The organism is Nitrospira sp. (assembly GCA_024760525.1).
Lineage (GTDB): Bacteria > Nitrospirota > Nitrospiria > Nitrospirales > Nitrospiraceae > Nitrospira_D.
Window position 1 is genome coordinate 16735 of record CP060499.1, and the last position, 25004, is coordinate 41738.

29 protein-coding genes and 2 tRNA genes are annotated in these 25004 nt (G+C 56.7%); 15 read left to right on the forward strand and 16 right to left on the reverse strand.

What is annotated here, in order from left to right; genetic code table 11:
• The first annotated feature begins 141 nt into the window (after positions 1-141).
• The 7 genes from mdh to folE all read left to right on the forward strand — a co-directional run bounded on the left by mdh (position 142) and on the right by folE (position 5254).
• Positions 142-1080: a malate dehydrogenase gene (gene mdh, locus H8K04_00070; protein ID UVT17807.1), complete on the forward strand. Its 939-nt coding sequence runs from the start codon at positions 142-144 to the stop codon at positions 1078-1080.
• 212 nt (positions 1081-1292) lie between these two features.
• Positions 1293-1814 carry a urate hydroxylase PuuD gene (locus H8K04_00075; protein ID UVT17808.1) on the forward strand — a complete coding sequence of 174 codons (522 nt, stop codon included), beginning with the start codon at positions 1293-1295 and terminating at the stop codon, positions 1812-1814.
• A 213-nt stretch (positions 1815-2027) separates the two neighbouring features.
• Positions 2028-3332 (forward strand): NADH-quinone oxidoreductase subunit NuoF, encoded by a 1305-nt coding sequence (gene nuoF, locus H8K04_00080; protein ID UVT16010.1) that lies wholly within the window; start codon positions 2028-2030, stop codon positions 3330-3332.
• A gap of 8 nt (positions 3333-3340) precedes the next feature.
• The gene (locus H8K04_00085; GenBank protein ID UVT16011.1) at positions 3341-3703 is read left to right on the forward strand and encodes a (2Fe-2S)-binding protein; all 363 of its coding nucleotides are present in this window, start codon (positions 3341-3343) and stop codon (positions 3701-3703) included.
• Between the two features lie 50 nt (positions 3704-3753).
• Positions 3754-4074, forward strand: coding sequence for an iron-sulfur cluster insertion protein ErpA (erpA, locus tag H8K04_00090; GenBank protein ID UVT16012.1), 321 nt, complete (start codon positions 3754-3756; stop codon positions 4072-4074).
• A 125-nt stretch (positions 4075-4199) separates the two neighbouring features.
• Entirely contained in the window at positions 4200-4589 is a 390-nt protein-coding gene (locus H8K04_00095; protein ID UVT17809.1) for a 6-carboxytetrahydropterin synthase, read from the forward strand.
• A 122-nt stretch (positions 4590-4711) separates the two neighbouring features.
• Positions 4712-5254, forward strand: a complete 543-nt coding sequence (gene folE, locus H8K04_00100) for a GTP cyclohydrolase I FolE (GenBank protein ID UVT17810.1) — start codon at positions 4712-4714, stop codon at positions 5252-5254.
• Positions 5255-5283: 29 nt separating this feature from the next.
• Here folE and H8K04_00105 read toward each other — a convergent pair whose 3' ends face one another.
• Positions 5284-6078, reverse strand: coding sequence for an alpha/beta fold hydrolase (locus H8K04_00105; protein UVT16013.1), 795 nt, complete (start codon positions 6076-6078; stop codon positions 5284-5286).
• Positions 6079-6191: 113 nt separating this feature from the next.
• On the opposite strand from H8K04_00105, the gene H8K04_00110 reads away from it, so the two are divergent.
• Both H8K04_00110 and H8K04_00115 read left to right on the forward strand, forming a co-directional pair.
• Positions 6192-7487 (forward strand): replication-associated recombination protein A, encoded by a 1296-nt coding sequence (locus H8K04_00110; protein UVT16014.1) that lies wholly within the window; start codon positions 6192-6194, stop codon positions 7485-7487.
• Positions 7488-7536: 49 nt separating this feature from the next.
• A complete protein-coding gene (locus tag H8K04_00115) occupies positions 7537-7929 on the forward strand; it encodes a PilZ domain-containing protein (protein UVT16015.1) in 393 nt (130 codons plus the stop codon).
• A 129-nt stretch (positions 7930-8058) separates the two neighbouring features.
• Here the strand turns inward: H8K04_00115 and H8K04_00120 are convergent, their stop codons facing one another.
• Positions 8059-9900, reverse strand: a complete 1842-nt coding sequence (locus H8K04_00120) for an ABC-F family ATP-binding cassette domain-containing protein (protein UVT16016.1) — start codon at positions 9898-9900, stop codon at positions 8059-8061.
• Positions 9901-10128: 228 nt separating this feature from the next.
• Positions 10129-10204 (reverse strand) — tRNA-Ala (locus H8K04_00125).
• Positions 10205-10467: 263 nt separating this feature from the next.
• Here H8K04_00125 and H8K04_00130 point away from each other — a divergent pair.
• Entirely contained in the window at positions 10468-11784 is a 1317-nt protein-coding gene (locus H8K04_00130; GenBank protein ID UVT16017.1) for an adenylosuccinate synthase, read from the forward strand.
• A 234-nt stretch (positions 11785-12018) separates the two neighbouring features.
• Positions 12019-12094 (forward strand) — tRNA-Lys (locus H8K04_00135).
• Position 12095: 1 nt separating this feature from the next.
• Here H8K04_00135 and H8K04_00140 read toward each other — a convergent pair.
• Together H8K04_00140 and H8K04_00145 are read right to left on the reverse strand one after the other, a co-directional pair.
• Positions 12096-13178, reverse strand: coding sequence for a tyrosine-type recombinase/integrase (locus H8K04_00140; GenBank protein ID UVT16018.1), 1083 nt, complete (start codon positions 13176-13178; stop codon positions 12096-12098).
• Positions 13165-13491, reverse strand: a complete 327-nt coding sequence (locus H8K04_00145; GenBank protein ID UVT16019.1) for a helix-turn-helix domain-containing protein — start codon at positions 13489-13491, stop codon at positions 13165-13167. Before H8K04_00145 ends, H8K04_00140 begins: the two co-directional genes overlap by 14 nt.
• A gap of 406 nt (positions 13492-13897) precedes the next feature.
• Here H8K04_00145 and H8K04_00150 point away from each other — a divergent pair, with 406 nt between their 5' ends.
• The gene (locus tag H8K04_00150; GenBank protein ID UVT17811.1) at positions 13898-14245 is read left to right on the forward strand and encodes a DNA repair protein RadC; all 348 of its coding nucleotides are present in this window, start codon (positions 13898-13900) and stop codon (positions 14243-14245) included.
• Here the strand turns inward: H8K04_00150 and H8K04_00155 are convergent.
• The 10 genes from H8K04_00155 to H8K04_00200 form a co-directional block, all read right to left on the reverse strand.
• Positions 14242-14424 carry a hypothetical protein gene (locus tag H8K04_00155; protein ID UVT16020.1) on the reverse strand — a complete coding sequence of 61 codons (183 nt, stop codon included), beginning with the start codon at positions 14422-14424 and terminating at the stop codon, positions 14242-14244. The genes H8K04_00150 and H8K04_00155 overlap by 4 nt on opposite strands.
• Before the next feature lie 43 nt (positions 14425-14467).
• Positions 14468-14677 carry a hypothetical protein gene (locus H8K04_00160; protein ID UVT16021.1) on the reverse strand — a complete coding sequence of 70 codons (210 nt, stop codon included), beginning with the start codon at positions 14675-14677 and terminating at the stop codon, positions 14468-14470.
• A gap of 109 nt (positions 14678-14786) precedes the next feature.
• Positions 14787-15929, reverse strand: coding sequence for a hypothetical protein (locus tag H8K04_00165; protein UVT16022.1), 1143 nt, complete (start codon positions 15927-15929; stop codon positions 14787-14789).
• Positions 15926-16201: a DUF2523 domain-containing protein gene (locus H8K04_00170; protein ID UVT16023.1), complete on the reverse strand. Its 276-nt coding sequence runs from the start codon at positions 16199-16201 to the stop codon at positions 15926-15928. The genes H8K04_00165 and H8K04_00170 overlap by 4 nt, the downstream gene beginning before the upstream one ends.
• A 3-nt stretch (positions 16202-16204) precedes the next feature.
• On the reverse strand, positions 16205-17458 hold the full coding sequence (locus tag H8K04_00175) for a hypothetical protein (GenBank protein UVT16024.1): 1254 nt from the start codon (positions 17456-17458) through the stop codon (positions 16205-16207).
• Positions 17459-17514: 56 nt separating this feature from the next.
• Entirely contained in the window at positions 17515-17805 is a 291-nt protein-coding gene (locus H8K04_00180) for a hypothetical protein (protein ID UVT16025.1), read from the reverse strand.
• A 134-nt stretch (positions 17806-17939) separates the two neighbouring features.
• Positions 17940-18977, reverse strand: coding sequence for a replication initiation factor domain-containing protein (locus tag H8K04_00185; protein UVT16026.1), 1038 nt, complete (start codon positions 18975-18977; stop codon positions 17940-17942).
• Positions 18978-19016: 39 nt separating this feature from the next.
• Positions 19017-19265 (reverse strand): helix-turn-helix domain-containing protein, encoded by a 249-nt coding sequence (locus H8K04_00190; protein ID UVT16027.1) that lies wholly within the window; start codon positions 19263-19265, stop codon positions 19017-19019.
• Positions 19266-19478: 213 nt separating this feature from the next.
• Positions 19479-20117, reverse strand: coding sequence for an SDR family oxidoreductase (locus H8K04_00195; GenBank protein UVT16028.1), 639 nt, complete (start codon positions 20115-20117; stop codon positions 19479-19481).
• The gene (locus H8K04_00200) at positions 20114-20644 is read right to left on the reverse strand and encodes a hypothetical protein (GenBank protein ID UVT16029.1); all 531 of its coding nucleotides are present in this window, start codon (positions 20642-20644) and stop codon (positions 20114-20116) included. Before H8K04_00200 ends, H8K04_00195 begins: the two co-directional genes overlap by 4 nt.
• Before the next feature lie 196 nt (positions 20645-20840).
• Here H8K04_00200 and H8K04_00205 point away from each other — a divergent pair, with 196 nt between their 5' ends.
• A complete protein-coding gene (locus H8K04_00205) occupies positions 20841-21227 on the forward strand; it encodes a MarR family transcriptional regulator (protein ID UVT17812.1) in 387 nt (128 codons plus the stop codon).
• Between the two features lie 108 nt (positions 21228-21335).
• On the opposite strand, the gene H8K04_00210 is transcribed toward H8K04_00205, so the two are convergent.
• Positions 21336-21566: a ribbon-helix-helix protein, CopG family gene (locus H8K04_00210; GenBank protein UVT16030.1), complete on the reverse strand. Its 231-nt coding sequence runs from the start codon at positions 21564-21566 to the stop codon at positions 21336-21338.
• A gap of 103 nt (positions 21567-21669) precedes the next feature.
• Between H8K04_00210 and H8K04_00215 the strand changes: the two genes are divergently transcribed.
• Positions 21670-21912, forward strand: a complete 243-nt coding sequence (locus H8K04_00215; protein UVT16031.1) for a helix-turn-helix transcriptional regulator — start codon at positions 21670-21672, stop codon at positions 21910-21912.
• A 233-nt stretch (positions 21913-22145) separates the two neighbouring features.
• Positions 22146-25001 (forward strand): DEAD/DEAH box helicase family protein, encoded by a 2856-nt coding sequence (locus H8K04_00220; GenBank protein UVT16032.1) that lies wholly within the window; start codon positions 22146-22148, stop codon positions 24999-25001.
• Positions 25002-25004: the final 3 nt, after the last annotated feature.

A 25004-nucleotide genomic window follows, 5' to 3' on the forward strand; every position in this document is an offset into this window, starting at 1 on the left:
TGTCTTGTGTGCTCGCGTACCGCGCATGCTCGTTCATCGGATTTGCCACTATGGGCGGTGCTCGGTGCATGCGCAATGAAAGACATCCCGAGACTGTCAGCTGGGTGGACGAAGAAAAGAATATAGGATTGAGGTGAGATGATGGCACGACCTAAAATCACGGTGGTAGGCGCGGGAAACGTCGGAGGGACGACAGCGCAGCGATTGGCGGAGAAGAATCTCTACAACGTGGTGCTCGTCGATATTGTCCATGGGGTCCCGCAGGGAAAGGCGCTCGATATTTCCCAAGCGGGGCCGGTTTGCGGGTATGACACGCGTGTCGTCGGCACCAACGATTACACGGACACCGCTGGATCCTCGATCGCCGTCATCACGTCCGGCATGCCGAGAAAGCCGGGCATGAGTCGCGACGAATTGTTGGCGACGAACGCGAAGATCGTGAAATCCGTCGTCTCGGAGTTGGTATCCCGCTCGCCGGATATCATCCTGATCCTCGTGACCAATCCCCTGGATGCCATGGTCCATGTGGCGCGCCGCGTCAGCGGTCTTCCCAAATCGAAAATCATCGGAATGGCCGGCGTGTTGGACTCGGCGAGAATGCGCACCTTCATCGCCGCTGAACTGGATGTGTCCGTGACAGACGTCCAGGCAATGGTATTGGGGGGGCACGGCGACACGATGGTGCCGCTGCCACGGTATACGACCGTGAAAGGAAGACCGGTGTCTGAACTCATGTCGAAAGAGAAGCTGGACGCCATCGTCAAGCGAACGCGCGATGGAGGGGCCGAAATCGTCGGCTTGTTGAAAACAGGCAGTGCGTTCTATGCGCCGTCCGCCTCGGCCGTGGCTATGGTTGAGGCCATCCACAAGGACCAGAAGCAGGTGATGCCCTGCGCGGTGCTGTGCGATGGTGAGTATGGACTGAAAGATGTGGTGGTCGGGGTTCCGGTCAAGATCGGACGGGGCGGAGCGGAAGAGGTTCTCGAATATGAACTGACCGGTGACGAACGAACGGCGTTGGAAACGTCGGCCAACGCGGTACGGGAACTTTGTCACACCGTCGACCGGCTGATGAGCTAGGATAGCTATCACGAATCCGTTCATTCAAAAGCGGCGATACGGGCACGCGTCGCGATGATGAGGCCGTTCGTCCGCTTGACATTCGGAGAAACGCTGCAGTACAGACATCGGATTAGACAGTCAACCGTTGGAGGAGAGAGGGAGCTATGAAATTTCTTGAAGATCCGATGCAGACGATGTGGGTTGGATTTGGCCTCACCGTCGTATTGATAATGATATATCTGGGCTTAACCGGCATTGGCGCGGGTGAAGCCGAGTGGGCCTCCTTGATCCTTCGTTGGGTTCACTTCCTGGCCGGGATCACGTGGATCGGGCTTCTCTATTTCTTCAACTTGATCAATGCCGCCTTCTTGAAAAGCCTGGATGGGCCGACCAAGAATATCGTGATCCCGAAACTCATGCCGGCGGCGCTCAATTGGTTCCGGCATGGAGCCACCGTGACCGTGATCGCGGGTGTGTTGTTGTACGGCCACATGTATCACAAAGGCGGAACGGGAGCCGTGGCCTTGGCGATCGGTGGGCTGCTCGGGATCATCATGATGGGCAATGTCCATGGGATTATCTGGCCGAACCAGAAGAAGATTATTGCCGCAGTCAACGCCGCGGCGCAGGGGACGCCGGCACCGCCCGAGATGGCTCAATGGGGGCGGACCGCATTGCTGGCCTCTCGTGTGAATTTCATGCTCTCGATTCCCATGCTGTTTTTCATGGGAGCCGGTAGCCATTTTCGCTAAGAACTCGGTTCGCCGGTGAGCTCGGCTCACCGGCGAAGGTTTCGGTCGCGACCTCCATACCGCTCCTCTGCCCTCTATGCCCAGCCTCGGACTAGGCCCCCTAGGCCTAACTGCTTGAGATTCAGGCCCATTTGAGGCCGCTTGCCTTGACGGATGAAGAGATAGAGCCGTATAGTACGACCTTAACCTTGAGAGCCTATAGATAGGTCAGCTATGCCTGCGGCCGCGGAACCACGCCTTGTCCAACAGATGGAGGGTGCCCCTTGGGAGATCGAGGGGTATCTCAAAGTCGGTGGCTATGAAGCCTGGAAGCGGTGTGTCAAAGAGTTGAAAGCCTCGCAAGTGATTGATGAGCTGAAGAAGTCCGGCTTGCGGGGAAGGGGTGGCGCAGGGTTTCCCACGGGAATCAAATGGGACAAGGTTCTCAACCATCGGGTCAAAGAGCGCTATTTCGTTTGTAATGCCGGCGAACACGAACCGGGTACGTTTAAGGATCGCCATCTCTTAAAGACGTTGCCGCACCAATTGATCGAAGGTTGTCTGATCGCGTCCTATACAGTGCAGGCGAAAGCGTCCTTTCTGTATGTGAATCATGAGTACCATGAAGAGCGGCAAAATCTGAAGAAAGCCTTGGCCCAGGCGAAAGATCAGGGGCTCCTCGGGAAGAACGTGTTTGGCAGCGGGGTCGATATCGAGCTGGAAGTCTTTGAAGGCCATGGAAGCTACGTGGCCGGCGAAGAGACCGCCATGTTAGAGTCGATGCAAGGCCGTCCGGCGATGCCACGACAGAAACCACCGTTCTATCCGACGGATTTCGGCCTCTATGGCAAGCCGACCCTCGTCAATAACGTTGAGACGTTATGCAATATTCCCAGGATTCTCTACAAAGGCGCCGGGTGGTTCACCCAAGTTGGGACGGAAAAATGTCCGGGCACCATGATGTTTTCGCTGAGCGGAGCGATCAATCGGCCAGGTGTGTATGAGATGCCGATGGGTGTGACGATTCGAGATCTGATCGAACAATGCGGCGGGGGCGTTCCCGATGGCCGCAAGATCAAGGCGGTCTTTCCCGGTGGCCCGGCGTTCTCAATGGTAACGGCGGACCAGCTCGACCTTCCCATGGACTTCGATTCGTTGAAGAAAGCGGGTACGGGTTTAGGATCGGCCGGCGTGATCGTTGTCGACGATGCGACGTGCATGGTGGCTAAGACGCTGCACTTTTCCAATTTTTTCAAGGATGAGAGTTGCGGCCAGTGTCCTCCCTGCCGCATGGGGACGATCAACTTGGCTGCACTGATGAAGAAAATTGAAGAGGGGCAGGGCACTGAAAAAGACCTGGATAGTCTTCTCCAGCTCTGTGGTTTCGTCAAAGGGACAGGATACTGTACCCTCGTGACCGGTGCATCGGTCTTGGTGCAAAGCAGTCTGAAGTTATTCCGTCGCGAATATGAAGAGCATATTCGCCTGCAGCGCTGTCCCTATCAGCAAGCACCGGCCGAGATAGGTGCTCATTCCTAGGAGAAGTGATGCCGCGAGTGACGTTCCTTCATTCAGACGGGCGAAGCGGCGAAGTGGACGCGAACATTTCGCTCCTTGATGCGGCGAAAGAGGTCGGTTTTCGATTGAACCACGACTGCGGGGGGAATGCGTCCTGCACCACCTGCCGCGTGGAGGTTCAGATGGGGCACGAGCATCTTTCGGAGATCGATTTCGACGAGCAAGACCTGCTGGATCGGGAAGCGTTGACTGAACCATGGCACCGCCTGGCATGCCAGGCACGTGTCTTGGGGGATGTCGTCGTGCGCGTACCCGAAGCCAAATGGGAGAATCCAACGACAGCGACGACAGAGGCGGTGGGGTTGATATTCGATAAAGAGGTGTTAGACTAACAATCTAGCCTGTTGATGCGGGCTGGACCGATCCATAGAGGAGGAAAACGATGGTAACGATTACACAGGTGGCGGAACAGAAGATCCGAGAGTTGATGGCCGAGGAAAAGGACGTGGTCGGACTGCGGGTGTACGTGCGCGGTGGCGGGTGCCATGGCTACCAGTACGGGATGGCGTTTGAGTCGAAGATGGCCGAAGACGATACGGTCATCGAGATGGGCGATGTGAAGGTCATCATGGACTCTCAGAGCGCTCCCCTGCTGCAAGGCGCGGAAGTCGACTACGTGGACAGTGTGCAGGGTTCGGGCTTCTCGATCAAGAATCCTCAGGCCAAAACGACGTGCGGCTGCGGCAGCTCGTTTAGCGCGTAAGCATCGCCACGGGATCGCCGTAGGAAGTCGGCAATGAACCTCCAGGTTGGGACCGCTCATCCTATGAGCGGTCCCAACTGTTTACTCCACACCAAGAGACAGACGATCGAATGTCACAGGTAGATGTGACAAGGCGTTATCGATTTTGCGCCGCCCATAGACTTCACACTGACCTCCTTACGGCCGAAGAGAATTGGGCCGCCTTCGGAAAATGTAATAATCCGAACGGTCATGGGCATAACTACGTGGTGCTGGTTACGATCAAGAGCGGCGCGGCGCATGAAGCCTGCGACCTTGACCGGCTCGACCGGGTGGTCAACGAGAGAGTCGTCAACCGCTTCGATCATTTGGACCTCAATCGTGACCCCGCGTTTGCCGAACTTACTACAACCGGGGAGAACATCGTCAAACTCATTTGGGACATTCTGAATCCGCTCTTGCCTCACGGTTGTCTCCAGAAGGTCGGTGTCATCGAGACAAGAGACAACTACTTTGAATATGCGGGCGTCACCTAAATCGACGGGGGAGTGCAGTGCGTAAGCCACGGAAGAAAGAGACAGGACGGGAATCGCTGGAAGACACCAGTGGGAGTGGAAAGCCCGCAGATCTGCCGGTGCTTCAATCCCTGGTCACGGAAATGCTGCTCGCCTTGGGGGAAAAACCGAGTCGTAACGGTCTGCTCAAAACGCCGGAGCGTGTCGCCAAGGCGCTGGCCTTTATGACACAGGGCTATCAGCGCAATATCGACCAGCTGCTGAACGGAGCCCTGTTCCCGATCGAATACGATGAGATGGTCATCGTCAAAGACATCGATTTCTTCAGTATGTGTGAGCATCACCTGCTCCCGTTTTTCGGCAGAGTCCATGTCGGCTATTTACCCAATAAGAAAGTCGTCGGCCTCAGTAAGATCCCGCGAATTGTCGATACTTTTTCGAGGCGATTACAAGTACAGGAACGGCTGACGGTCCAGATCGCCGAAACCCTAAATACCAAGCTGAATGCGAATGGTGTCGGTGTCGTCGTCGAAGCGCGACATCTCTGCATGATGATGCGCGGAGTGGAAAAACAAAACACGATCGCCGTCACCAGCTCCATGTTGGGAGCCTTCCGCAGTCAATCACAGACGCGTGAAGAGTTTCTCAAGTTGATTCGCCACGGCAGCGTCGGCGATCCAGACTGATTGCTCGGCGGTTTCCCTCCCGTGCCCCGTTATCTGGTTGTATTCAACACAAAAGAGCGGACCGCTTCGTTGAACGGGCCCGGCTGTTCCAGGTTCGAGAGATGGGCGGCTTGTGGAATGATGGTCATGCGGGCATCGGAAATCTTGTCTGCCATAAGTTGCGCGTCGGATGGCGGAGTGGGAAGGTCCAGTTCACCGACGATAATGTGAGCTGGACAGGTGATGTGGTTGAGAAGCGGCAGCGAATCGGCTCGCGCGGCCATCGCCATCAAATCCCCCGCAATGCCGCTGACTTGATTGCCTTCGATCATTGTCCGCACTCGCTGTACGAGTTCCGGTCTCGTCCGGATCGTGGCCGGGCTCAGTAGTTTCGGAACCATGATGTCGGCAACGGCACGCGGCCCCTGCTTATACGCAAGCTGAGCCATCTCAAACCGCGCGCGCTTCCCTTCATCGGTATCTGCCTGGGCCTTCGTGTCGGCCAATACCATTCCTGTCACACGGTCGGCATATTTGCGATAGAACGCGAAGAGAATGTAGCCTCCCATGGACAGTCCGACGAAGACCGCCTGCTGGATGGACAGGTGGTCAAGCACACCTCGCACATCATCGGCGGCTTGATCGAGGGTGTAGTGCCACAGCGGGGCATCGGATTCGCCGTGCCCGCGCAGGTCGATGGTGATGATCCGAAACTGCGAAGCGAGCGCGGTTTCTTGTGGAGCCCACATCATCCGGTTGAGGGGAAAGGCATGGAGAAATACGATCGGGACTCCACGCCCCTGCTCGTGAAACGCGATCGAAATGCCGTTGATCTTGGTTTGCACAAGCGGCTCCGTGACCGAGGCTGTTCGTAGCATCGGCGGCGATCGGGGGTCAAGAGCCTGTTTGCGCCGCAGGCCACCGGTGTATACAATCCATTCATTTTAGGGAGTCTGTGATGCCTCTGTCACATGATCCAGGGCCTGATCTGTTCACCGCGTCAGCGCCGCGGAGCCAACCAGCGGCTCCGCTGGCGGAACGGATGCGCCCCCAAGACTTTAACGACTTTGTCGGGCAGGACGACATTGTCGGGCGGGATCGTCCCTTACGAAGAGCGATTGAGTCCGACCGATTGTCTTCCGTGATTTTCTGGGGACCGCCGGGATCGGGGAAAACCACTCTCGCACATCTGATCGCCCGACATACCAAGTCTCACTTCGTCGCATTTTCAGCGGTGACCGGGGGCATTCCTGAGCTGCGCGAGATCATCAAGACCGCTGAACATCGGCTGGCCATACAGCAACAAAAAACCGTCCTGTTCGTCGATGAAATCCATCGTTTCAATAAAGCGCAACAGGATGCGTTTCTCCCGCATGTAGAGCGTGGGACGGTGGTTTTGGTCGGCGCCACCACGGAGAATCCTTCCTTTGAAGTCATCAGTCCTCTGTTGTCTCGCTCCCTGGTCGTGGTGCTCAAGCCTCTGGACGGCGCGGCATTGGAGCAAATCATGAATCGCGCGTTGGAGGACCGGACCGTTGGATTGGGGGGAAAGCATGTTCGCTGCTCACGCGAGGCCGGACAGCGATTGATCGCGTTCGGCAACGGAGATGCCCGAGTCCTTCTGACCGCGTTGGAATTCATTGTCGAGCAGTGCGACGCGGGACCGGATGGGATAAGAGAGATCGATGCACAGGCCGTCGATGCAGGATTGCGGACAAAAGCGTTGCGCTACGACAAGTCAGGGGAAGAGCACTACAACCTGATCTCGGCCTACATCAAAAGCCTTCGCGATTCAGATCCTGACGGGGCGCTCTACTGGTTGGCTCGTATGCTGGACGCCGGCGAAGATCCAAAATTCGTCGCCCGGCGGATGGTGATCTTTGCTTCCGAGGATATCGGCAATGCGGATCCGTTGGCCTTGGTCGTCGCCACATCGGTGGCGCACGCCGTCCAATTCGTCGGGCTCCCTGAGGCGCAGATCAACCTGGCTCATGGCACCACCTACCTCGCATCACGCCCCAAGGACAACGCGTCCTACGTGGGCCTGTTGGAAGCGTTGAAGGATGCGAAAGCTCACGGTAATCTGGCGGTTCCGCTCCATCTCCGGAATGCCGTAACCTCGCTGATGAAGGAACTGGGTTATGGAACCGACTACCGTTATGTCCATGACGACCCACCGGCACGAACGGAGCAAACCCATTTGCCGCCGGCCCTGAAGGATCGACGGTATTACCGCCCTAAGTCGCAAAAATAGGGCCAATTAGCCAGTTTACATTCCCGTCTAATCGGTTATACTTACATTTGTGAAGCGAACAGAAGGAAAACCATCGGCCGGTATGGTGGCGCTGAGCGAGCGGAGAAAATTTGTCCGTGCGACATTGGTCGGATCCGCATTGGTGTCGCCGAAGAGCGGTGGGCGGGCCTGTACGGCGGTGTTGGACAATGTGAACAAGATCGGGGCCGGGCTTCACACGAAAGATCGTTTCCCTCCGAACGAGAAAGTCACCGTGTCACTCGCATTCCTGGATTCCGATCGAGTCGAACAACAGGAAAAGCTCGATGGGACCGTCGCCTGGGTGAGGCCGTGGGAAAAGAAAGGCTACCTGATCGGGGTGGTCTGGGATGAATTGGTGACCAAAGAGAAAAACCGCTGGCTCTATTACTATCTCGAAGAAACGCTCAAAGCCTCCGTCTAATAGGGCGTTGAACCCCCCATCAGCTTCGTTCTCGTTTCGTTCACATTCCTCGACGTCCCCAAAACAGTAGGCCTCGTCTCCTTGCTTACTGCGGCCTTGCGGTTGAGATGTCAGAACGCTCTACAAGAATCAACACAAGGCTCCCAGTTTTTGTTTCACTTCTTCTAGTTCTGCCGACAACGATTCCCAGCGCGCGGTCAGCCGTTCGAGTTCCCGTTTCCAGTCCTCCTGCTCGTGATGCAGGAGATTCCAACGGTCGAACTCAGCGTAGAGCTTCGGATCGGCCAGCTCCGCTTCGCGTGTTTTGAGCTTTGCCTCGGCCTCAGTAATCTCTGCCTCCGCCCGAGACACCTGCTTTTCCAAGCGTGCCTGCGTCTTGGTCAGATCGCGTCGTTCGCCTCCTCGCCCTTTGGGCTGAACTTGTTGGGCCATCGCACGGGTGGGGCCGGAAGCGCCGTGTTGCGGCGTCGGCTGGAGTTCCTCGCTCGTTTCCTTGATCGATTCGAACTCTTGAGCTTTCTTCCACAGATAATACTCGTAGTCACCGATGAAGTTGCGGGCCTGTCCCTCGTCAATCTCGACGACCCTGGTCGCGATGCGCGCCAGAAACGTCGGGTCATGGGAAATGAACACGATGGTGCCGGGGAATTCGGCCAGCGAGTCCGTCAGCACGTCAACCGATGCGGGATCGAGATGATTCGTGGGCTCGTCGAGCAGCAAAGTATTCGCCGGCTCGACCAACATGCGGGCCAGGGCCACCCGATTCCGCTCGCCGCCGCTCAGGGCCTTGATCGGTTTTTTCTGATCCTGTCCTGAAAACAAGAAGGCGCCGGCGATGCCTCGCAGAAAATTCATCTCCGCGTGTTTGGTGACTTCTTCGAGCGATTCGAGAATCGAGTGTTCAGGGTTGAGGGTTTCCGCCTGATGCTGGGCGAAGTAGTGCAGGGTCACGCCATGTCCTACGGTCCGTGTACCCGTATCGGGAGGAAGCACGCCGGCGAGCATCTTCAAGAGGGTACTCTTTCCCGCGCCGTTTTCACCCACCAGCGCGATCCGTTGGCCGCGCTCGACCGAAAAATCGAGCGTCTTGTAGACCACCTTTTCACCGTAGCGCTTACTGGCTCCGGCCAGATCCAACACCTGACGGCCGCTGGTCGACGGGAGAGGAAATCGGAACTTGACCCGTTTCGGATCTCGCTGGATTTCAATCCGCTTGACCTTGTCCAGCTGCTTGAGCCGCGATTGAACCTGACTGGCCTTGTTGGCCTGGTACCGGAAGCGATCGACGAACTTCTGCACCCGGGCGATCTCTTTGGTTTGCCGGGTTGCCGAGGCCTGTAACTGGGCATCCCGTTCGGCTTTCAATTTGCGGAAGAGAGAATAGTTGCCGCGGTACTCTTCGATCTTATGGTGCCGAAGTTCCCAGATATGCGTGACCACGCGGTCCAGAAAGGCGGTGTCGTGGCTGATGATCAAGAGGGTCATGCCCGAATCGAGCAAAAACTGTTCGAACCAGCGCTGGGTCGGCTTATCCAAATGGTTGGTCGGCTCGTCGAGCATCAGCACGTCGGGGTTCGACAAGAGCAGATGCGCCAGCGCGACCCGCATCCGGTAGCCTCCGGACAGTTTCTCGACCAGGCGATCGAAGTCGACTTCCGTAAACCCGAGCCCCATCAGGATGCGCTTGGCTTCGTGCTCAGGGTATTCGTCGCGATGCGCCGCATCCAGGACGGTCTTCCCCGTAATCGTTTCGAGTTCCTGCGGGAGGTAGCCGACGCGAAGGCGTGGCCGCTTCCGGATCGAGCCTTCGTCCGGTGATTCTTCCCCCAGGATCATGCGGAAGAGCGTGGTCTTGCCTGCGCCGTTGGGACCGACCAGGCCGACTCGGGAATTCGGACGAAGATGCGCGGACGCTTCGGTGAGCAGCACCTTCGTAGAGTATTGCTTGCTGACGGATTCAACTTGGAGCATTGGCGCAAACCTTCCGTGTGAAATGGACTGACTGGATCAACCGAGACGAACTCGAATGAGATGACAGCTAGCAGGTCGGAAGGCGAGGCAGCTGAAAGAAATGGAACATTGATGACACGTGCAGCCTGAGCATCCTGAACCTCAAACCCCTATGGGTCGAAGACTCTTTCCGATCGCGACAATTACGATACAACGAAACTTAGCGATCGGCTCAACCCAAGGTTGGTATGGTGGAGCTGGCCGGGATTGAACCGGCGACCTCGTGAATGCCATTCACGCGCGCTCCCAACTGCGCTACAGCCCCACCCGATTCGTCCCGAGAATCGAAAATGAATCGAAAAATCGAGGCGTTGAGAACGATTCCGGCCATGCTAACACGCAGATACAGGCCAGTCAAGAAAGCCCAGGCTGATTTCCCCTTCAGTTGATCCAGTATAAGAACCAGGGGAGTGAAGCTTGACAAACGACAGGGCTGCACCTACCATGAGCCCCCTTGGCTCTGATCTCCCAACCCGGTCAGAGCCATTTTTTCGTGCAGAAACAGGCTGGGAACTGGGAACTTCCACTATGGGGAATCTCGTCATCATCGGCGCGCAATGGGGCGATGAAGGCAAGGGCAAGATCGTCGATATCTTAGCTCGCGGTGCCGATTTCGTCGTGCGCTATCAGGGTGGGTCCAATGCCGGGCATACCGTCATCAATGAACGCGGGACCTACATTTTTCATCTCATCCCGTCGGGAATTTTGTACCGGGGGACGACCTGTGTCATTGGAAACGGGGTCGTCGTGGATCCCGGGTCTCTCATCGAAGAGATGGATCAGCTCCAGACCAAGGGCATCGCGATCCGGAAGAACTTCGTCATCAGCCAGCGGGCACACTTGATCCTTCCCTATCACAAGGCTATCGACCGGGCATCGGAACAGTCCAAAGGATCACGGAAGATCGGGACGACCGGGCGAGGGATTGGACCGTCCTATGCCGACAAGATGGCGCGGATAGGGATTCTGATGGGCGATCTGCTGAATCCGCCCTTGTTCAAGAAGAAACTGGCAGAGAATCTTGTCGAAATGAACTGGTTCTTAGAGAAACTCCATAAGGTCGAAACGTTTCAGGTCGACAAAGTCTTCCATCAATATATGGGTTATGCCGACCGGCTCAAGAGCCACATTGTCGATACGACCACGTTGCTGAATCGCGCGATCGAGAAAAATAAGACGGTCTTGTTCGAAGGCGCCCAGGGCACGAATCTGGATGTGGACTTCGGCACCTATCCCTACGTCACCTCGTCCAGTGCGGCGGCCGGCGGAGCGTGCACCGGCACCGGCGTCGGCCCGACGATGATCGACGCGGTCATGGGCATTGCCAAGGCCTATTCCACCCGAGTCGGGAGCGGCCCGTTTCCGACCGAACTGACCGACGAGGTCGGACGGGGGCTCCAAGAGCGCGGGCGAGAGTTCGGATCGACGACGGGACGTGCGAGACGCTGCGGTTGGTATGACGCGGTCGTAGTGCGTCATGCGACGCTGGTGAACGGACTCACCTCGCTGGCCGTCACCAAACTCGATGTGCTCGACGGCTGCAAAGAGTTGAAGCTCTGCATCGGTTACCGACATGGGAGCACCGTGTATAAGACGATGCCGGCCGATCTCGATGTCTTGTGCAACTGCGTGCCGGTCTATCAGCGGATGAAAGGGTGGACCAGCGCGACGACCGGAACCACCAGCTATAAGCGACTCCCCGTGGAAGCGAAACGCTACGTGGCGCGCATCGAAGAGTTGGCGCAGTGCCGAATCGATATGATCTCGACCGGGTCCAAGCGCGCCGAGACGATCATGCTGCGGAATCCCTTGGACTGTTCCCGCCGCCGTCCCAAACGCCCCTGACAATTAGTCAATGGTCATCGGTGATTGGTCAATGCTATGATGCGGCTGTGTTCTGGGCCGATCCCATCCCCGTCGTTTCATGAATCACGAAGCGAGTCTGTACGCCAGGATGGTCAAAATGGTCGCTGACAAGGCCGCAGCGAGTAAGAACCCGAGTCGTACAGTTTGATCGTACGTCGCAGGGTTTGAGCGACGCGAGAACGCAGTAAGGGGCCGTTTTGAACATCTTGAAGTGAGCCGGTAGCTCAGTCGGTAGAGCATCGCCCTTTTAAGGCGAGGGCCCTGGGTTCGAGTCCCAGCCGGCTCACCATTTATATCAACGACTTCGAAGAACCTGCCTTTATCGACCCGGCCATTTGTGACAAATTTGTGTCAATGGGTGGCCGGTGCTGTAGCACATTGACCCCGTCCCTCAAACTCTCAGGGCAATGGTGCGCATAGCGCTGCGTCATTGTCCCGGTCTTGTGACCGAGCAGCCGTTGGACCTTGTACAGATCGATCCCCCGTTGAACCAGTCGTGTCGCGAACGTGTGCCGCATGTCATGAAAGCGGAAGTCGGGAATGCCTGCCCGATCCCGTGCTTCACAAAACTCGCGCACCAAGAACCGCACTTGAAGCGTATTGCCCAGCGGCGTCTTAAAGACCGGTCCGCGTGAGGTTCTTGCTACCGCCTGTTTGGCAGCGAGCAACTCATACATCGTGCTGTTCAATGGAATCGTGCGGCGTGTGCCGTTCTTGCTCTTCATTACGATGAGCGTCCCTCGCGTGAAATCCACATCCTGCCATTGCAGGTTGAGGATCTCCCCTTGCCTCATCCCGGTATTGAGCGCAAAGCGAATAATCTCTTGAAGCCACGGCGATGAAGCGGCAAGGAGACGTTCCTCTTCGTCGGCAGTGAGCCAACGGTCCACTTCGTTTCGTACCTGCTCAAGAGACACACGGTGCATCGGGTTCTCCCGACACCATTCCCATTCCCGCATCGCCAGATTGAAGGCGTGCCGCACCAGCTGGAGTTCCTTGTTCGTAGTTGCTGGTGCTGCCCCTTCGAGCCGCCGTTGGACCTTATACTCCGCAACCATCTTCGGCGTGATCTGCCCAAGAAGCTGCGCACCGAAAACCGGGAGGAGATGCTTGAGGGCTGATGCATCCCGGAGCCGGCTCTTGGGAGCCTTGACGACCGAGCGTTCTGCTACATAGCGTGTCATCATATCGTCGAAGGTCCGATCCGATTCGGGAGTCTTGTTAAAGAACACTCCCTCGATGATCTGGCTCTTTACTTTCCCCAGGATCGCATCAGCAAGCCGTTTGTCCGCCGTCCCTGTGGAGCGCCGAATTCGCGAGCCCTGATACATGAAATCCATCCACCACACTTTTCCTCTTTTAACGAGACCCATCCTGCTCCTCCTTTCGGAATGGGCTCGCTATGCTGGTTTCCCCAGCGGCAGTATAGACAGCTCGCTTGGCCCGCTCAATTAGGGCATTTACGTTGTCGAACGGTCGTTTGACTTGTTTATTCAAGAGTAAGCTACCGCCTGGTCCCATCGGCACTCGACATCTCCGCAGCCACTGCTCAATCTCTGAATCGTCAAAGCGGAGGACATTTCCGATTCTCACGCATGGGATTCGGCCCTGACTGGCCCAGGCGTAGACGGTTTTCTCTTTCACCTTGAGGCGAGTTGCGATGTCTTTGACAGTAAGAAGGGTCATGGCCAACCCAATAGTCCGACCATAAAGAGGTTAAAGATTTTCGCAGTTATCAGCATGTCTTTACCCTGCAATAGGGTGAGGGGCCGATCGCTGAGGAGCAGCGGATCAGGCCTTCCCGACTCCTCGGACGACTTCACCGTTCAGTCCTGCCCGCCGCGAGAGCGCTGTGCCCCCATTCTCCTTGGCTGCCCCACCCCCGAGTTTTGCGCGGGGTGGGGCAATAAGTTTTCCAAGGAGGAAACACATGAAACAGCAGCGCGATCGAGCGAGCAGCAAACCGGTACAGCTGGCCCAGGACAGTCGGCCAGCGGAGCCGTATCGAGCCCCTCGGTATCGTGTCACGTTGGTCTGCGAGACGGATGGGAGAGGATCGGCCGAACCTATTCGTGATTCGGTCACGGCAGCGATGTTGTTCCGGCCCTGTTTTGAAGGTCTGGATCGTGAACACTTCGTGGTCTGTGGACTGGATGCTAAACATCACGTGATCGGAATCAATGTGGTCTCGGTCGGGTCCTTGTCGCTCTCGATCGTGCATCCGCGTGAAGTCTTCAAGCCGTTGATCGTGATGAACGCCGCCGCATGGCTCTGTGCGCACAACCATCCTTCTGGTGAGGTAACTCCAAGCCAGGAGGACCGTGTTCTGACCAAGCGGCTCCGAGAAGCCGGCGAGTTGTTGGGCATCACGCTCTTGGACCATCTCATCCTGGGACATGAACGCCATTTCAGCTTTGCTGATGAAGGATGGCCGTACTAGCTTCGAAGTAAACGCAAGACCCATAAGACGGCGGACGCCGTGAGTGCGATGCCGATCACCGCCGCGCCCCAGGCCACGACATCAGCCGCGAGAGAGATACCGAGTTGATGCAGATCCGATGCAACCGAGGCCCACGCCATCGACGGTTCCTCCTTCTCTACCTCTTGTTCCGTTCCCACCGAGCAGCTCCTGCCACGCGTGGCAGGAGCCACCCCTCCGCCGTTAGCGGACCAGCGATTTAACCCGCTTGTAGGCGTAGATCGTGAGCGCGACCCCGATAAACACCACCCCCCAGGCCACGATATCGGCCTTCACGTTGGAGATCGTGGTCGTGCTGGCGGTATCTACCGGAAACACTTGCGCCAGCGCCGTCTGCGCGCCGAGCACCGTCCCGAGCACCGCCACTGACACACGTTGCAGTGACTTCTGCATCTGTCTCACCCCCTTTCCGGGCTACAAGTCCGGATGCAGCATCAACCGCACGATGATGCCGACCGTGAAGCCCCCGAGATAACAGGCCGCCGCCCAAAAGACGGCGGTATCAATTGCTGCTTGATCCATCACACACTCGCTCCTCGTTATCGACCCCGATACATTTCACGTCCGCTTTCTCTTCGTGGTGCTGAAACAACGGTGACGCAATGGCCGCCGCTTCGTCGAGTGGCTGGCGCTCAAGCACCTGAACAATCGAGCGCGGAGTGGTTTCGCCTCCCCACAGAATCCGGTCAGACACCAAGCTCGGGACGCCCTTGATGATCTGTTCCGTGACCGGAGCGCCCACCAGCGCGGCAATCTGGCCGGCCGTGAGGATGCGGCCCTGCGCATCGAACCAATAGGCCTTGCCATCCATCACCATGCCCCCTTCAATGCGTAGGCGGTCTTGTTTCTCGGTGACGGCAGCTGGGGGTGAAGCCAGCGGATCGGTCCAAACTGGGCTCTCCGGTTGTTTCAGGAGAGCAGGATTGCTCTCTATGATTGGCACTGATGCCTTGGAAACTGCTGGCTTCGCCGTGCCGGAGAACCAGGTCCCCCAGCCTATGAAGCCGATGGCACCAACAAGGCCCAATACCCCAATCATCAGCACCGGACTGGACAGCACAGTTTTCATCCGCCGCTCTTCCCGGATGCCGCCCGTTGCGTAACTCGAATAGTACGCATAGATCTTCGGGTCATACCGGCCGAGCAGCGCCCGAATTACCTCGGTTTCTTCTGGATTGCCGCGCACAAATCCCTGAAATCGGTGTGACATCCCAAACCGTTGCATGCGGCGGAATTTGATCGTGCTCTCGACCAATCGCGTCACACCGGACGTCAGCTGCCGGTAGTCTTGCGCCATGAGCAGCACATCCACCCCGTAGTGGCGATGGGTTTCGAGCCAGCGGAGGATCTCAGCGGGGATCTTCTCCTTCGCCCGAAAGATCGTCTGGGCTTCATCGAGACAGATGGCCGAGCCCGGTTCGACGGTTGGCAAGAGCGATGGAATCTGAGTGCGGTCATGCCAGAGGGTGACTTGCTTCTGGAGCTCTGGGAGCGGCCGTCCTTCGAACAAAGCGAGCCGATCCAGATAGAACCCATCCACCGCGACATAGAGACGGCGTCCGGCTCGCAGCCAGGGCAGCAGATAGTCCGCCACCGCATAATAGGATTTGCCACTGCCCGGTGTGCCTTCCAACAAGGTAATCATGAGCCCCACCGGACAAAGGGAATCGATTGCAGGGTGAACCGCACCACCATCGCCGAGGCGATGATCGCCACAGCCTGACTCATGCCTGTGGCACCGAGGACCCAAGTGTATTGCACAGGGATGATGGGGGCGCTGAGGGACCCGGTTCCGAGTGATGCCAACAGGCTGTCGGCCACGCCGAGGACCGAATCCCAGCCCGCCTTCCACACATCCGTAAACGACAAAATCATGTCGAGCAGAAAGCAATAGATCAGATTCAGCAACGCCGTCATGGGTTATCCGTTTCCCACAAAGATGATGCGATAGGCGGCGAAGCCGGCTCCCGCAATCACGATGGCACGCAGCGCCAGGAACATCGTCGACCAGTCGTTGAAGTTGACCGTGAAATTGCCGAACAGCGACGAGTTCAGACTGATCGTGGGCAGATCCGAAGGCCAGGTGAGGGATTGCAGGAGCGCCACTTGTCCGGCAATCCCCGAGCCTTTCCATGCCGTGAGATGCTCCTGCAAGATCCCGCCGAACGATCGCAGCTCATGATCTCCTGTGGAACACTGCACGGTGGTGCTGCTGTCGTCTTGCGTTGTCGTCGAGCCATTGGGATTGGTCGTGGTGGTGGTCGTCGTCGTGGTCTGCTGGCTCGTCGTAGAGGTGGTTGGCGTACCGGCCGGTGGGGTCGCGTTGGGATCGACCATGACGCTGTCATCGGGTATCTGATTGGAAGGCACCACGGTAGTTGGGGCGTCAGTCGGGGTCACTGGATCGTTGATGACCGTCATGGCCGCGGTGGCTGACTCCCCGGAGCCGACCGGTGTCGTATTGGCGGCTGGACTGTTCGGTCCGGTCGGATTCTCGTTCCAGTAGTCCTGAATATCGTGGGACGTGGCCGCTTGCGGCTCATTTTGGTGCGAAGGATTCGGGTTCCAGGAATAACGAAACGCGAGACAGGTCTGCGGCGCTTGTGCACTATACCAGCCGTTCCATCCAGCTGGTGGATCGCCGACCATGGCGAGCTTGCACCCAATCCCGCCAGGCGTCGGTGTCGGAACGGTGAGGTATTCCATCCAATTGGTCATGCACTCGGGAGCACCCGGGCATTGACGGATCTCCGCGCCTCCAGGCTCAGGATAGCCTTCGATGTCGGGGGCTCCCGGTGTGGCCGAGGCCGCTTTGATGTCCTGCACTTGCTGCGCATTCAAATGCATCTGAGCGAGGACGAGACCAGCCGCAATGGCCAGCCCCGGCCACCCGGTGGCGGCTGTGATCGTGCGCACGGCGATGGAGGTTCCTGGACCAGCCAGGGCGATCGCCTGGGCGGCGGCCCCGCCTTGGGCAGCCTGGCGGGCCAGCATCATGGTGTGGAACTGCGTGGCCGTCATGATCCGGGCGTACCCCGTGGCCGCAAAGGCGAGTCGCGGCCAGAGGCAGAGGACGACGGCCACACAGTAGACCAGAGTGCCATACCCGCTCAGGGCTAGAGCCGCCCGGAGAGGAGGCCGGTCAGAAAGCAGGCGAGAAAGAACATGAGCCATGTGAGTTGTTGCTCCACTGTCAGGTCGGTGAACATGAATTGATCCGACTTGTCTCGTTACTTGCTTGCTTGACCATGTGATGCGGCTTGAGTGATGGGCTGATAGCCGGTCACATCCAGAAACCGTTGGCCTTTGAACTCCCGGAGATTCACGGTCACCTGAGCCGGTTTCATCCGGTTGGTTTCCATCAGCTTGTAGAGCGACTCATGGTCCTCCGAGATACTCGCTTCCAAGGTGGTGGTGTCCTCCTCGAAATAGAGCACGGCGTTCCGGAAGATCCGTTTGCCGTCCTGACTCGGTCTTGATTTGACGCCCATCACCACACAGGTTCCGACGAACTTTGACATGGGATTCCCTCCGTTAAGGTTTAATTAGTTGGACCACCGAAACCAGCCCTGCTTCGTGCAGGACCAGAGATAGACCCACACCGTTCCGCAGCTCTGACACCGGCCACGTAATCGTGGCCCGCACATGAAGAGCTTTAAGATGCCGGTGTGGCATAGGCGGCAGAGAACCCGTCTCTCGGGTTCCACCACCGCAGCTTGCGTTTCGCTTTCGCGAGTTCCTGGCCGCTCTGGAGGAGCGCCAGATGTTTGCTTCGCCATCGATCCACTCCATCGACAATGGTTTTGACGAGCCACCGTTCGCCGGCCTCCGGATGGGCACAGAGCAGCCCTAGCATCGGCGACAGGCTTTTTTCCGCCCAGAGTTTGACCTCTTCGATCTTCCTGACCGACTTCACGATCGCGAGCTTGGCCCGCTCCATCCCCTCGGTCAGCACCTTCCACCAGTCCAGCAGCGGTGCGTAATAGCGATCCTTCGGATCATCGGCTCTGGTGCAGTCGCGGAAGTCCACCGCCGTGCGGAAGACACCCACGATGTAGCGTTGGAACGCCTCCTGATCGAGCGTGGACAGTGCCAACCCCACCGCCTGCGCTCTCTCGTTCTTCCATTCCATTTCCCACCGCAGCCACGAGCCTTGAACTGGTCGCTCCTTCGCTCGCTGCTCGGCAGCTTTGTCGTAGATCCGGAGATAGGTGTCGGATTGCCGAGAACCTAGGCAGAGGGTTTTGCCGGTGTCCGAGCCGGACCCAATATCAAGGCCGGCGATCAGGCGGGACTGGCGGAAGTGGGAGACACATTGGCCGATGGCGACGGCTTGATAGAGATGATCCACATCGATCAGCCCGCTCCGATCGTCGAGGGCAATATCGATTCGCCCGAAATGCCCTTGCTTGTCGAAAACCCACTGGGCAATGTGCTGAAACTTTTCATAGGTCCAGTCGCTGATGAGTTCCTGTGAGAGATCCACGTGGACTTCACGAACATTGCGTTTCGCGCCAGTCCCAATCCGCCCCAGTCCGCCCGTATTCCCGCGTGAGAGCCAGCTCTGCTGGTAGCCTTGAAAGCCTTTTTGATCTTTGATCCAGTCGCCGCCGATCAGATGAATCACTTCGTCGACCGTGGAACTCGGAATCGTGAACCGCAACCATCCCATCCTGAGAGTCCATCCGCTCATCGATGCCTCCGAATGCTCAGTGGAAATTCCGCCCCCGTTTTACTGAGCGGGGGCTTTCTTGCGCGATGCGCCGCCGGCTGGCGCCGCCGGACGCATGCTCGAAGCACGCACCCCTCTGGCTGACCCTTTGGCCAAGAAGATCTGCTGCACTCGTTCGAGATCGAAGCGGAGCATCTTGTTCACCCGATATGCGGGAATCGACCCGCTCCAGTACGCGCGCCGAATCGATTGCACGCTCACCCCGAGCTCGTGGGCCACTTCCTTCACCGACAAGAGGGTCCGTTTCATGCGTGTCCTTTCTGCTCCCAGCGGGACGAGCGATGGCGAGGATAGCGTTCTGCGAACGACATGAGAATTAGTCAGATGTATCCAACTGTAATCAGATGTATTCAGGTGTATTGGCACACATGCAAGTATCCATGCTCATGGCACACCATTCAGAAAGCGAAGGATGGAGAACGGAACGAAGCGAGGAAGTTTTGTTAGGTGATCGTGCCGGCGTTAACGAGGCTCAGACAACAGCAGTGTGCGTTTGAACGTGGCCGGATCCCCGAGACACGCCAGCATGTAGGCCACAACATCGGAGCGGGTCACCCAATCACGGATGCTGATGGCTCCAGGGCGATCAATGACCAGACCTTTGTGCGAAGAAGTATCTTTAAGCGCGACCGGACGAACGATGGTCCAATTGAGAGATGTGGCCTGCACGGTTATCTCAAGGGCGTTCATGTCAGCGAGGACCCCGCGCATGACCGTCCGCATGCCGAGTCGGCCGATCAGCCCCATCTGCAGGAGAGAGTCTCCGGCACCGTAAGACGACATGGCGACGATGCGCCCGACATGATGCTTCTGCATGCTCGCCACGATGTGGGGCATCCCATAGGTATTGACGCGGCCTTTGTGGGAAAAAGTCTCCAATAGCTTAGCCCCCAAACAGGAGACAACCGCGTCAGTCCCTCTGATGACCTTTTCCACGACACCGGGATCCTGGACATCGCCCTGCCAGATCTCGACCCCGATCGGAAGATCACCGAGTCTTGGGGTCCGTACCAACGCCCTCACGTGATAGCCGGCGGCGAGGGCATGGGAGATCACGACACGGCCCGTGCGACCGGTGGCCCCGAAGACGACAAGGGTCATGCAGCGCCGCCTTGCACCGCGCAACGAAGACAATGCGGTGGCCGAACAGTAATTGCAAATGCTTCGATGATCATTCCTATAGCAACGAGTACACCAGGGACCGCATACCAGAGAGATTGGGGAAGCAGTCCCACGTAGGTGACGACAAAGAGGAGGCCGACACAGGTCGTCGTCACACGACTCGCTCGACGGAGGGTGTGCCCCGCTTCCGATCCTACCCGTCTCGCCGCCAAGCCGACGAAAGCCAGCGCATAGAATAGGGCGAAAATGGCAAACACGGTCGGCCATCCGCCCACATCCTCGACACTCCGGCCGCCAGGGAACATGTTCGCTCCGTCAGTCACATGAGCCATCCACACCACAAAGCCGAAGTGCACGGTATGAGCGATCATGAACGCGAGATAGAGCGCGGTCGCATGTCGCGACAGACGAGTGGTTAACGCAGGGAGAGCAAGGGCCATGGCGAAGAGGAGGGCGGACAAACGAGCCGACCAGTGGACGGCGAGATCAATGTGGACTGGGTTCATGTGGCACCTCCATGCAGCTGGTGAGTACGGATTGGCCAATGACCTTACCTGTATGGTTAAGCACAGCAATAGTGGATGTAATAAAATATAGTGGGATACTTGACGTTGTCAACTATGTATGGGATACACTGCTCTCATGCCTGGTTCCCGCAAGCGCACACAGCCTCAGCAGGACAACGATGTGACCGAATTTGCCATGGCCCTGTTTCGGCTTGTGGAAACCTTGCGGGGAGAACACGAGGAGGCGGCCGCATCAGTGGGACTCACCGCGAGTCAGGCGACGATCCTCACCTTACTGTCGGAGCCACACTCAATGCGGACGTTTGCGGACCAGATGGGGTGTGATGCTTCGAACATCACCGGCATTGTGGACCGACTCGAAGCCAAGCGTCTGGTGGTCCGGGCAGCCGATACAACGGATCGGAGAGTGAAGCGAATCGCACGAACTCCAGCAGGGGAAGCCGCCGTGAAACAGTTTCAACGCAAGCTCATGTCAGCATCTTCCCTGGCCAAATTGACTCCCAAAGCCCGACAGGGATTACTCATCGCACTCGCCGAAGTCCAGGGCTCAACCACTCAGTAGAACGATCTCTTTTCCCTAATCGGTAATTTCAGGATCGCGAGATACGCGAACTCTAACTCATAGTCACGTCCTTATCGAATTGATACCGGCTAAAGGCTTGAAGCGGAATCAGAGGAAATCGATGGACTTGACGTCCTGTGCCGTGACGGGTGATTCGGATTCGTATTTCCTTTTGAGGACCCGACGAATTATAGCGGATCTGGTGAGACCTTCGGCTTCGGCCTCTTGATCGATGGAGCGCACAAGAGATCCGGCGAGTTTTACCACTACGACATAATCATGACGCTGTCGATCTAGTACCTTGTGATTAGCTTTTGAATCGGAAGAATTTCTTCCCATATGTGCCCTGCTCTTCACCAAGATTACAATACAAAACCAGATGACGAAGTGTTGAATACTATAGTCTGTAGCTCGATAGTATTCAAGGACGCAACATCAGGCCATGGAACCCCGTGGCAAGGTCTCGCCGGAAGCACAGTTTGGAAATGAGATTGCCAAACTGAGAAAAAAGGTAGGAATCTCTCAAGAAGAGCTCGGGTTTCGGGCAGGAGTTCATCGAACCTACATCAGTCAGCTAGAACGGGGAATAAAGTCGCCGACATTGAGCGTAATACTCAGATTAGCTTACGCGATGAAGATTCGTCCGAGCAAATTGGTCGCCACTTTAGATAAACGCAGCGACTAAAGTATCTGAAACATCTTCGCTCCTTATCCGCTTAGTCCTATACCTTCATAGAAGAGGAGCAAACCGTATACGGTGGCTGAATGAGATAAGAGCATGTGGGGGCCGTCGAACTGGACCACACTCTTTTGTGACTTTCAATCCGTAGTGGACCCGCCTAAATCCTGGTGATTTCTCAAAGGGAAACGGGTAAGCTTCTCTGCCGCCAGTCAGGCAACCGAACGAAAGGTTCTGACTTGACGAATCTCACTCCGTACCACTCCAAATACTTCGCACACGAACTCACCAAGCGGTGTCCCTCCGATAGCATAGAGAAGCTGGCCTCTGCCTTGGTCGACGCTCAAGTTGATCTGAATCCTCACCAAATCGAAGCCGCTCTCTTTGCATTTCGATCGCCACTCTCAAAAGGTGCCCTTCTCGCCGATGAGGTGGGGCTCGGTAAGACGATCGAAGCTGGTCTTGTCCTGTCGCAGAAATGGGCGGAGCGCAAACGACGAATTCTAGTCATTACCCCGTCAAACCTTCGCAAGCAGTGGCACCAGGAGTTACTGGAAAAGTTCTTCCTTCCGTGCCGCATACTAGAAACAAAGTCCTACAAAGAAACCGTTCGTCAGGGATATGCCCAACCCTTTGAGTGCGATGACATCGTTATCTGCTCGTATCAGTTTGCTCGTTCGAAAGCGGCCGAGATCAGTCTGATGCAGTGGGATCTTGTCGTGATCGACGAAGCCCATCGCTTGCGAAACGTCTACAAGCCGACCAACGTCATTTCCAATACTCTGAAGCAAAGCCTGAAAGACGCACCGAAGCTTCTTCTCACCGCGACACCATTACAGAACTCGCTGCTTGAATTGTATGGGTTAGTGAGTGTGGTCGACGACCGTATATTCGGCGATCTCAAGAGCTTTAAGGACCAGTTTGCGAATCTACACAACCAAGTGACCTTCGACACGCTGAAAGCGCGTCTACAACCGCTCTGCAAGCGGACGTTACGCCGCCAAGTTTTGCCTTATGTGCGCTATACGAAGCGCTTGCCAATGGTACAGCCGTTTACACCGGCGGAGAGTGAAGATCGGCTCTATCACCTCGTCTCTGACTATCTTCGGCGGGGTAACTTGCAAGCTCTTCCGTCGAGTCAGCGGTCTCTGATGACGCTTGTGCTTCGGAAACTTCTGGCCTCCTCCTCCTTCGCGATCGCGGGAGCTCTGGATTCTATGAGTTCTCGCCTTCGAGAACGACTCCGTCTCGCCGATGGGCCGACTCCACTGGAAGAAGCGTTGGAAGAAGACTTCGAAGCGTTGGATGAGATGGCCGAGGAGTGGGAGGAGGATGAAGACGTTGCCGAAGTACTTACCGAAGCCGATAGGAAGATCATTCAACAGGAAATTGATGATCTCGAAGGTTTCCGAAAGCTCGCTTTGTCCATCACCCACAACGCCAAGGGCCAAGCGCTCCTGACAGCCCTTCGGACAGCTTTTGTGAAGGCATCTGATCTCGGCGCGGCTCAGAAAGCCATCATCTTTACCGAATCCAGACGAACGCAGGAATATCTGCTTCGGGTTCTCGCCGAAAGTCCGTGGAAAGACCACATTGTTTTGTTCAATGGCTCGAATAATGATGAGAAGTCGAAGCAAATTTATCAGGCGTGGCTCGAACGGCATCAGGGTACAGACCGAGTTACCGGCTCACGTTCTGCCGATATGCGATCTGCGCTCGTTGATTATTTCAAGGAACAGGGCCGGATCATGATTGCCACTGAAGCGGGTGCTGAGGGTATCAATCTGCAATTCTGTTCCTTAGTCGTAAACTACGACCTTCCGTGGAATCCGCAGCGTATCGAACAACGGATCGGGCGATGTCACCGATACGGCCAAAAACACGATGTAGTGGTCGTGAATTTCCTGAACCAAACCAACGAAGCCGATCAGCATGTCTTTCGTCTGCTTTCAGAAAAGTTCCAGCTCTTCGAGGGTGTCTTCGGAGCAAGCGATGAAGTCCTGGGGGCCATCGAGTCCGGAGTGGATTTCGAAAAACGAATTGCGGATATCTATCAACGTTGCCGGACCCCTCAGGAGATCAAGACCTCGTTCGACCAACTCCAAAGCGAACTGGGTACCCAGATAGACGAGGCAATGACAAGAGCCCGTCAGCTGCTACTAGAACACTTTGACGACGAGGTGAGGGAGAAGCTCCGAGTCAGCGACGAAAGTTCACGGCAGTATCTGAATCGGTACGAACGTATGTTGATGGATCTCACTCGCTTCGAGTTGTGGGATCATGCAGATTTTCTGTCGGACAGCGCTTTTAGACTGAACTCCTGTCCGTTCAAAGGTGAGATCCCCCTTGGTCTCTACGAACTGCCCCGCCGGACGGGGGATGCGCATCTCTATCGCCTGGCTCATCCCTTAGCAGAACAGATTCTAGAGCAGGCCAAGCGCCGCATGCTCGATCCAGCGGAATTGGCCTTCGAGTATGGCAAACATGACGGCAAAGTTAGCGTAGTAGAGCCGTTCATCGGCAAATCCGGCATCATGAGTGTGTCATTATTCACCGTTGATGCATTGGACCAAGCGGAGGACTATCTGATTTGTACGGGAGTGACGGACCACGGCGAAGTCTTGGATGAAGGAGTGGCTCGGCGACTGCTCTCGCTTCCAGGAATAGTGACCAAACCTGCAAGCTCATTATTCGACCATCTTGCCCTTCGTGCAAGAGCAGAAGAGCAACAGGAAGTCATTCGCAAACAGATTTCAAGACGCAATGCGGAGTTTTTTGAAAACGAAGTCGATAAGCTCGATTCCTGGGCAGACGATCTGAAAGTGGGCCTTGAACGGAACATCAAGGAGTTCGACCGCCAGATCAAGGAAGCCCGCAAGGCAGCCGTGGCAGCCATCACGCTTGAGGAGAAGTTAGCTGGGCAGAAGCAGATCAAGGCGATCGAGGCCGAACGAAGCAAGCTCCGGAGAGCGTTGTTCGACGCTCAGGACGAAATTGATCGTCGACGTGAACAACTGATCAATGAGATCGAGGGAAAGTTGCAACAAAAGGTCAGCTCGGAGCAGCTGTTTACTATTCGCTGGGTGGTCAGGTAGCAA

Coding starts and splice junctions, on each gene's coding strand:
- mdh (UVT17807.1), top strand. CDS start 142: ATGGCACGACCTAAAATCACGGTGGTAGGCGCGGGAAACGTCGGAGGG.
- H8K04_00075 (UVT17808.1), top strand. CDS start 1,293: ATGATATATCTGGGCTTAACCGGCATTGGCGCGGGTGAAGCCGAGTGG.
- nuoF (UVT16010.1), top strand. CDS start 2,028: ATGCCTGCGGCCGCGGAACCACGCCTTGTCCAACAGATGGAGGGTGCC.
- H8K04_00085 (UVT16011.1), top strand. CDS start 3,341: ATGCCGCGAGTGACGTTCCTTCATTCAGACGGGCGAAGCGGCGAAGTG.
- erpA (UVT16012.1), top strand. CDS start 3,754: ATGGTAACGATTACACAGGTGGCGGAACAGAAGATCCGAGAGTTGATG.
- folE (UVT17810.1), top strand. CDS start 4,712: ATGCTGCTCGCCTTGGGGGAAAAACCGAGTCGTAACGGTCTGCTCAAA.
- H8K04_00110 (UVT16014.1), top strand. CDS start 6,192: ATGCCTCTGTCACATGATCCAGGGCCTGATCTGTTCACCGCGTCAGCG.
- H8K04_00120 (UVT16016.1), bottom strand. CDS start 9,900: ATGCTCCAAGTTGAATCCGTCAGCAAGCAATACTCTACGAAGGTGCTG.
- H8K04_00130 (UVT16017.1), top strand. CDS start 10,468: ATGGGGAATCTCGTCATCATCGGCGCGCAATGGGGCGATGAAGGCAAG.
- H8K04_00140 (UVT16018.1), bottom strand. CDS start 13,178: ATGGGTCTCGTTAAAAGAGGAAAAGTGTGGTGGATGGATTTCATGTAT.
- H8K04_00145 (UVT16019.1), bottom strand. CDS start 13,491: ATGACCCTTCTTACTGTCAAAGACATCGCAACTCGCCTCAAGGTGAAA.
- H8K04_00150 (UVT17811.1), top strand. CDS start 13,898: ATGTTGTTCCGGCCCTGTTTTGAAGGTCTGGATCGTGAACACTTCGTG.
- H8K04_00160 (UVT16021.1), bottom strand. CDS start 14,677: ATGCAGAAGTCACTGCAACGTGTGTCAGTGGCGGTGCTCGGGACGGTG.
- H8K04_00165 (UVT16022.1), bottom strand. CDS start 15,929: ATGATTACCTTGTTGGAAGGCACACCGGGCAGTGGCAAATCCTATTAT.
- H8K04_00170 (UVT16023.1), bottom strand. CDS start 16,201: ATGACGGCGTTGCTGAATCTGATCTATTGCTTTCTGCTCGACATGATT.
- H8K04_00175 (UVT16024.1), bottom strand. CDS start 17,458: ATGGCTCATGTTCTTTCTCGCCTGCTTTCTGACCGGCCTCCTCTCCGG.
- H8K04_00180 (UVT16025.1), bottom strand. CDS start 17,805: ATGTCAAAGTTCGTCGGAACCTGTGTGGTGATGGGCGTCAAATCAAGA.
- H8K04_00185 (UVT16026.1), bottom strand. CDS start 18,977: ATGAGCGGATGGACTCTCAGGATGGGATGGTTGCGGTTCACGATTCCG.
- H8K04_00190 (UVT16027.1), bottom strand. CDS start 19,265: ATGAAACGGACCCTCTTGTCGGTGAAGGAAGTGGCCCACGAGCTCGGG.
- H8K04_00195 (UVT16028.1), bottom strand. CDS start 20,117: ATGACCCTTGTCGTCTTCGGGGCCACCGGTCGCACGGGCCGTGTCGTG.
- H8K04_00200 (UVT16029.1), bottom strand. CDS start 20,644: ATGAACCCAGTCCACATTGATCTCGCCGTCCACTGGTCGGCTCGTTTG.
- H8K04_00205 (UVT17812.1), top strand. CDS start 20,841: ATGGCCCTGTTTCGGCTTGTGGAAACCTTGCGGGGAGAACACGAGGAG.
- H8K04_00210 (UVT16030.1), bottom strand. CDS start 21,566: ATGGGAAGAAATTCTTCCGATTCAAAAGCTAATCACAAGGTACTAGAT.
- H8K04_00215 (UVT16031.1), top strand. CDS start 21,670: ATGGAACCCCGTGGCAAGGTCTCGCCGGAAGCACAGTTTGGAAATGAG.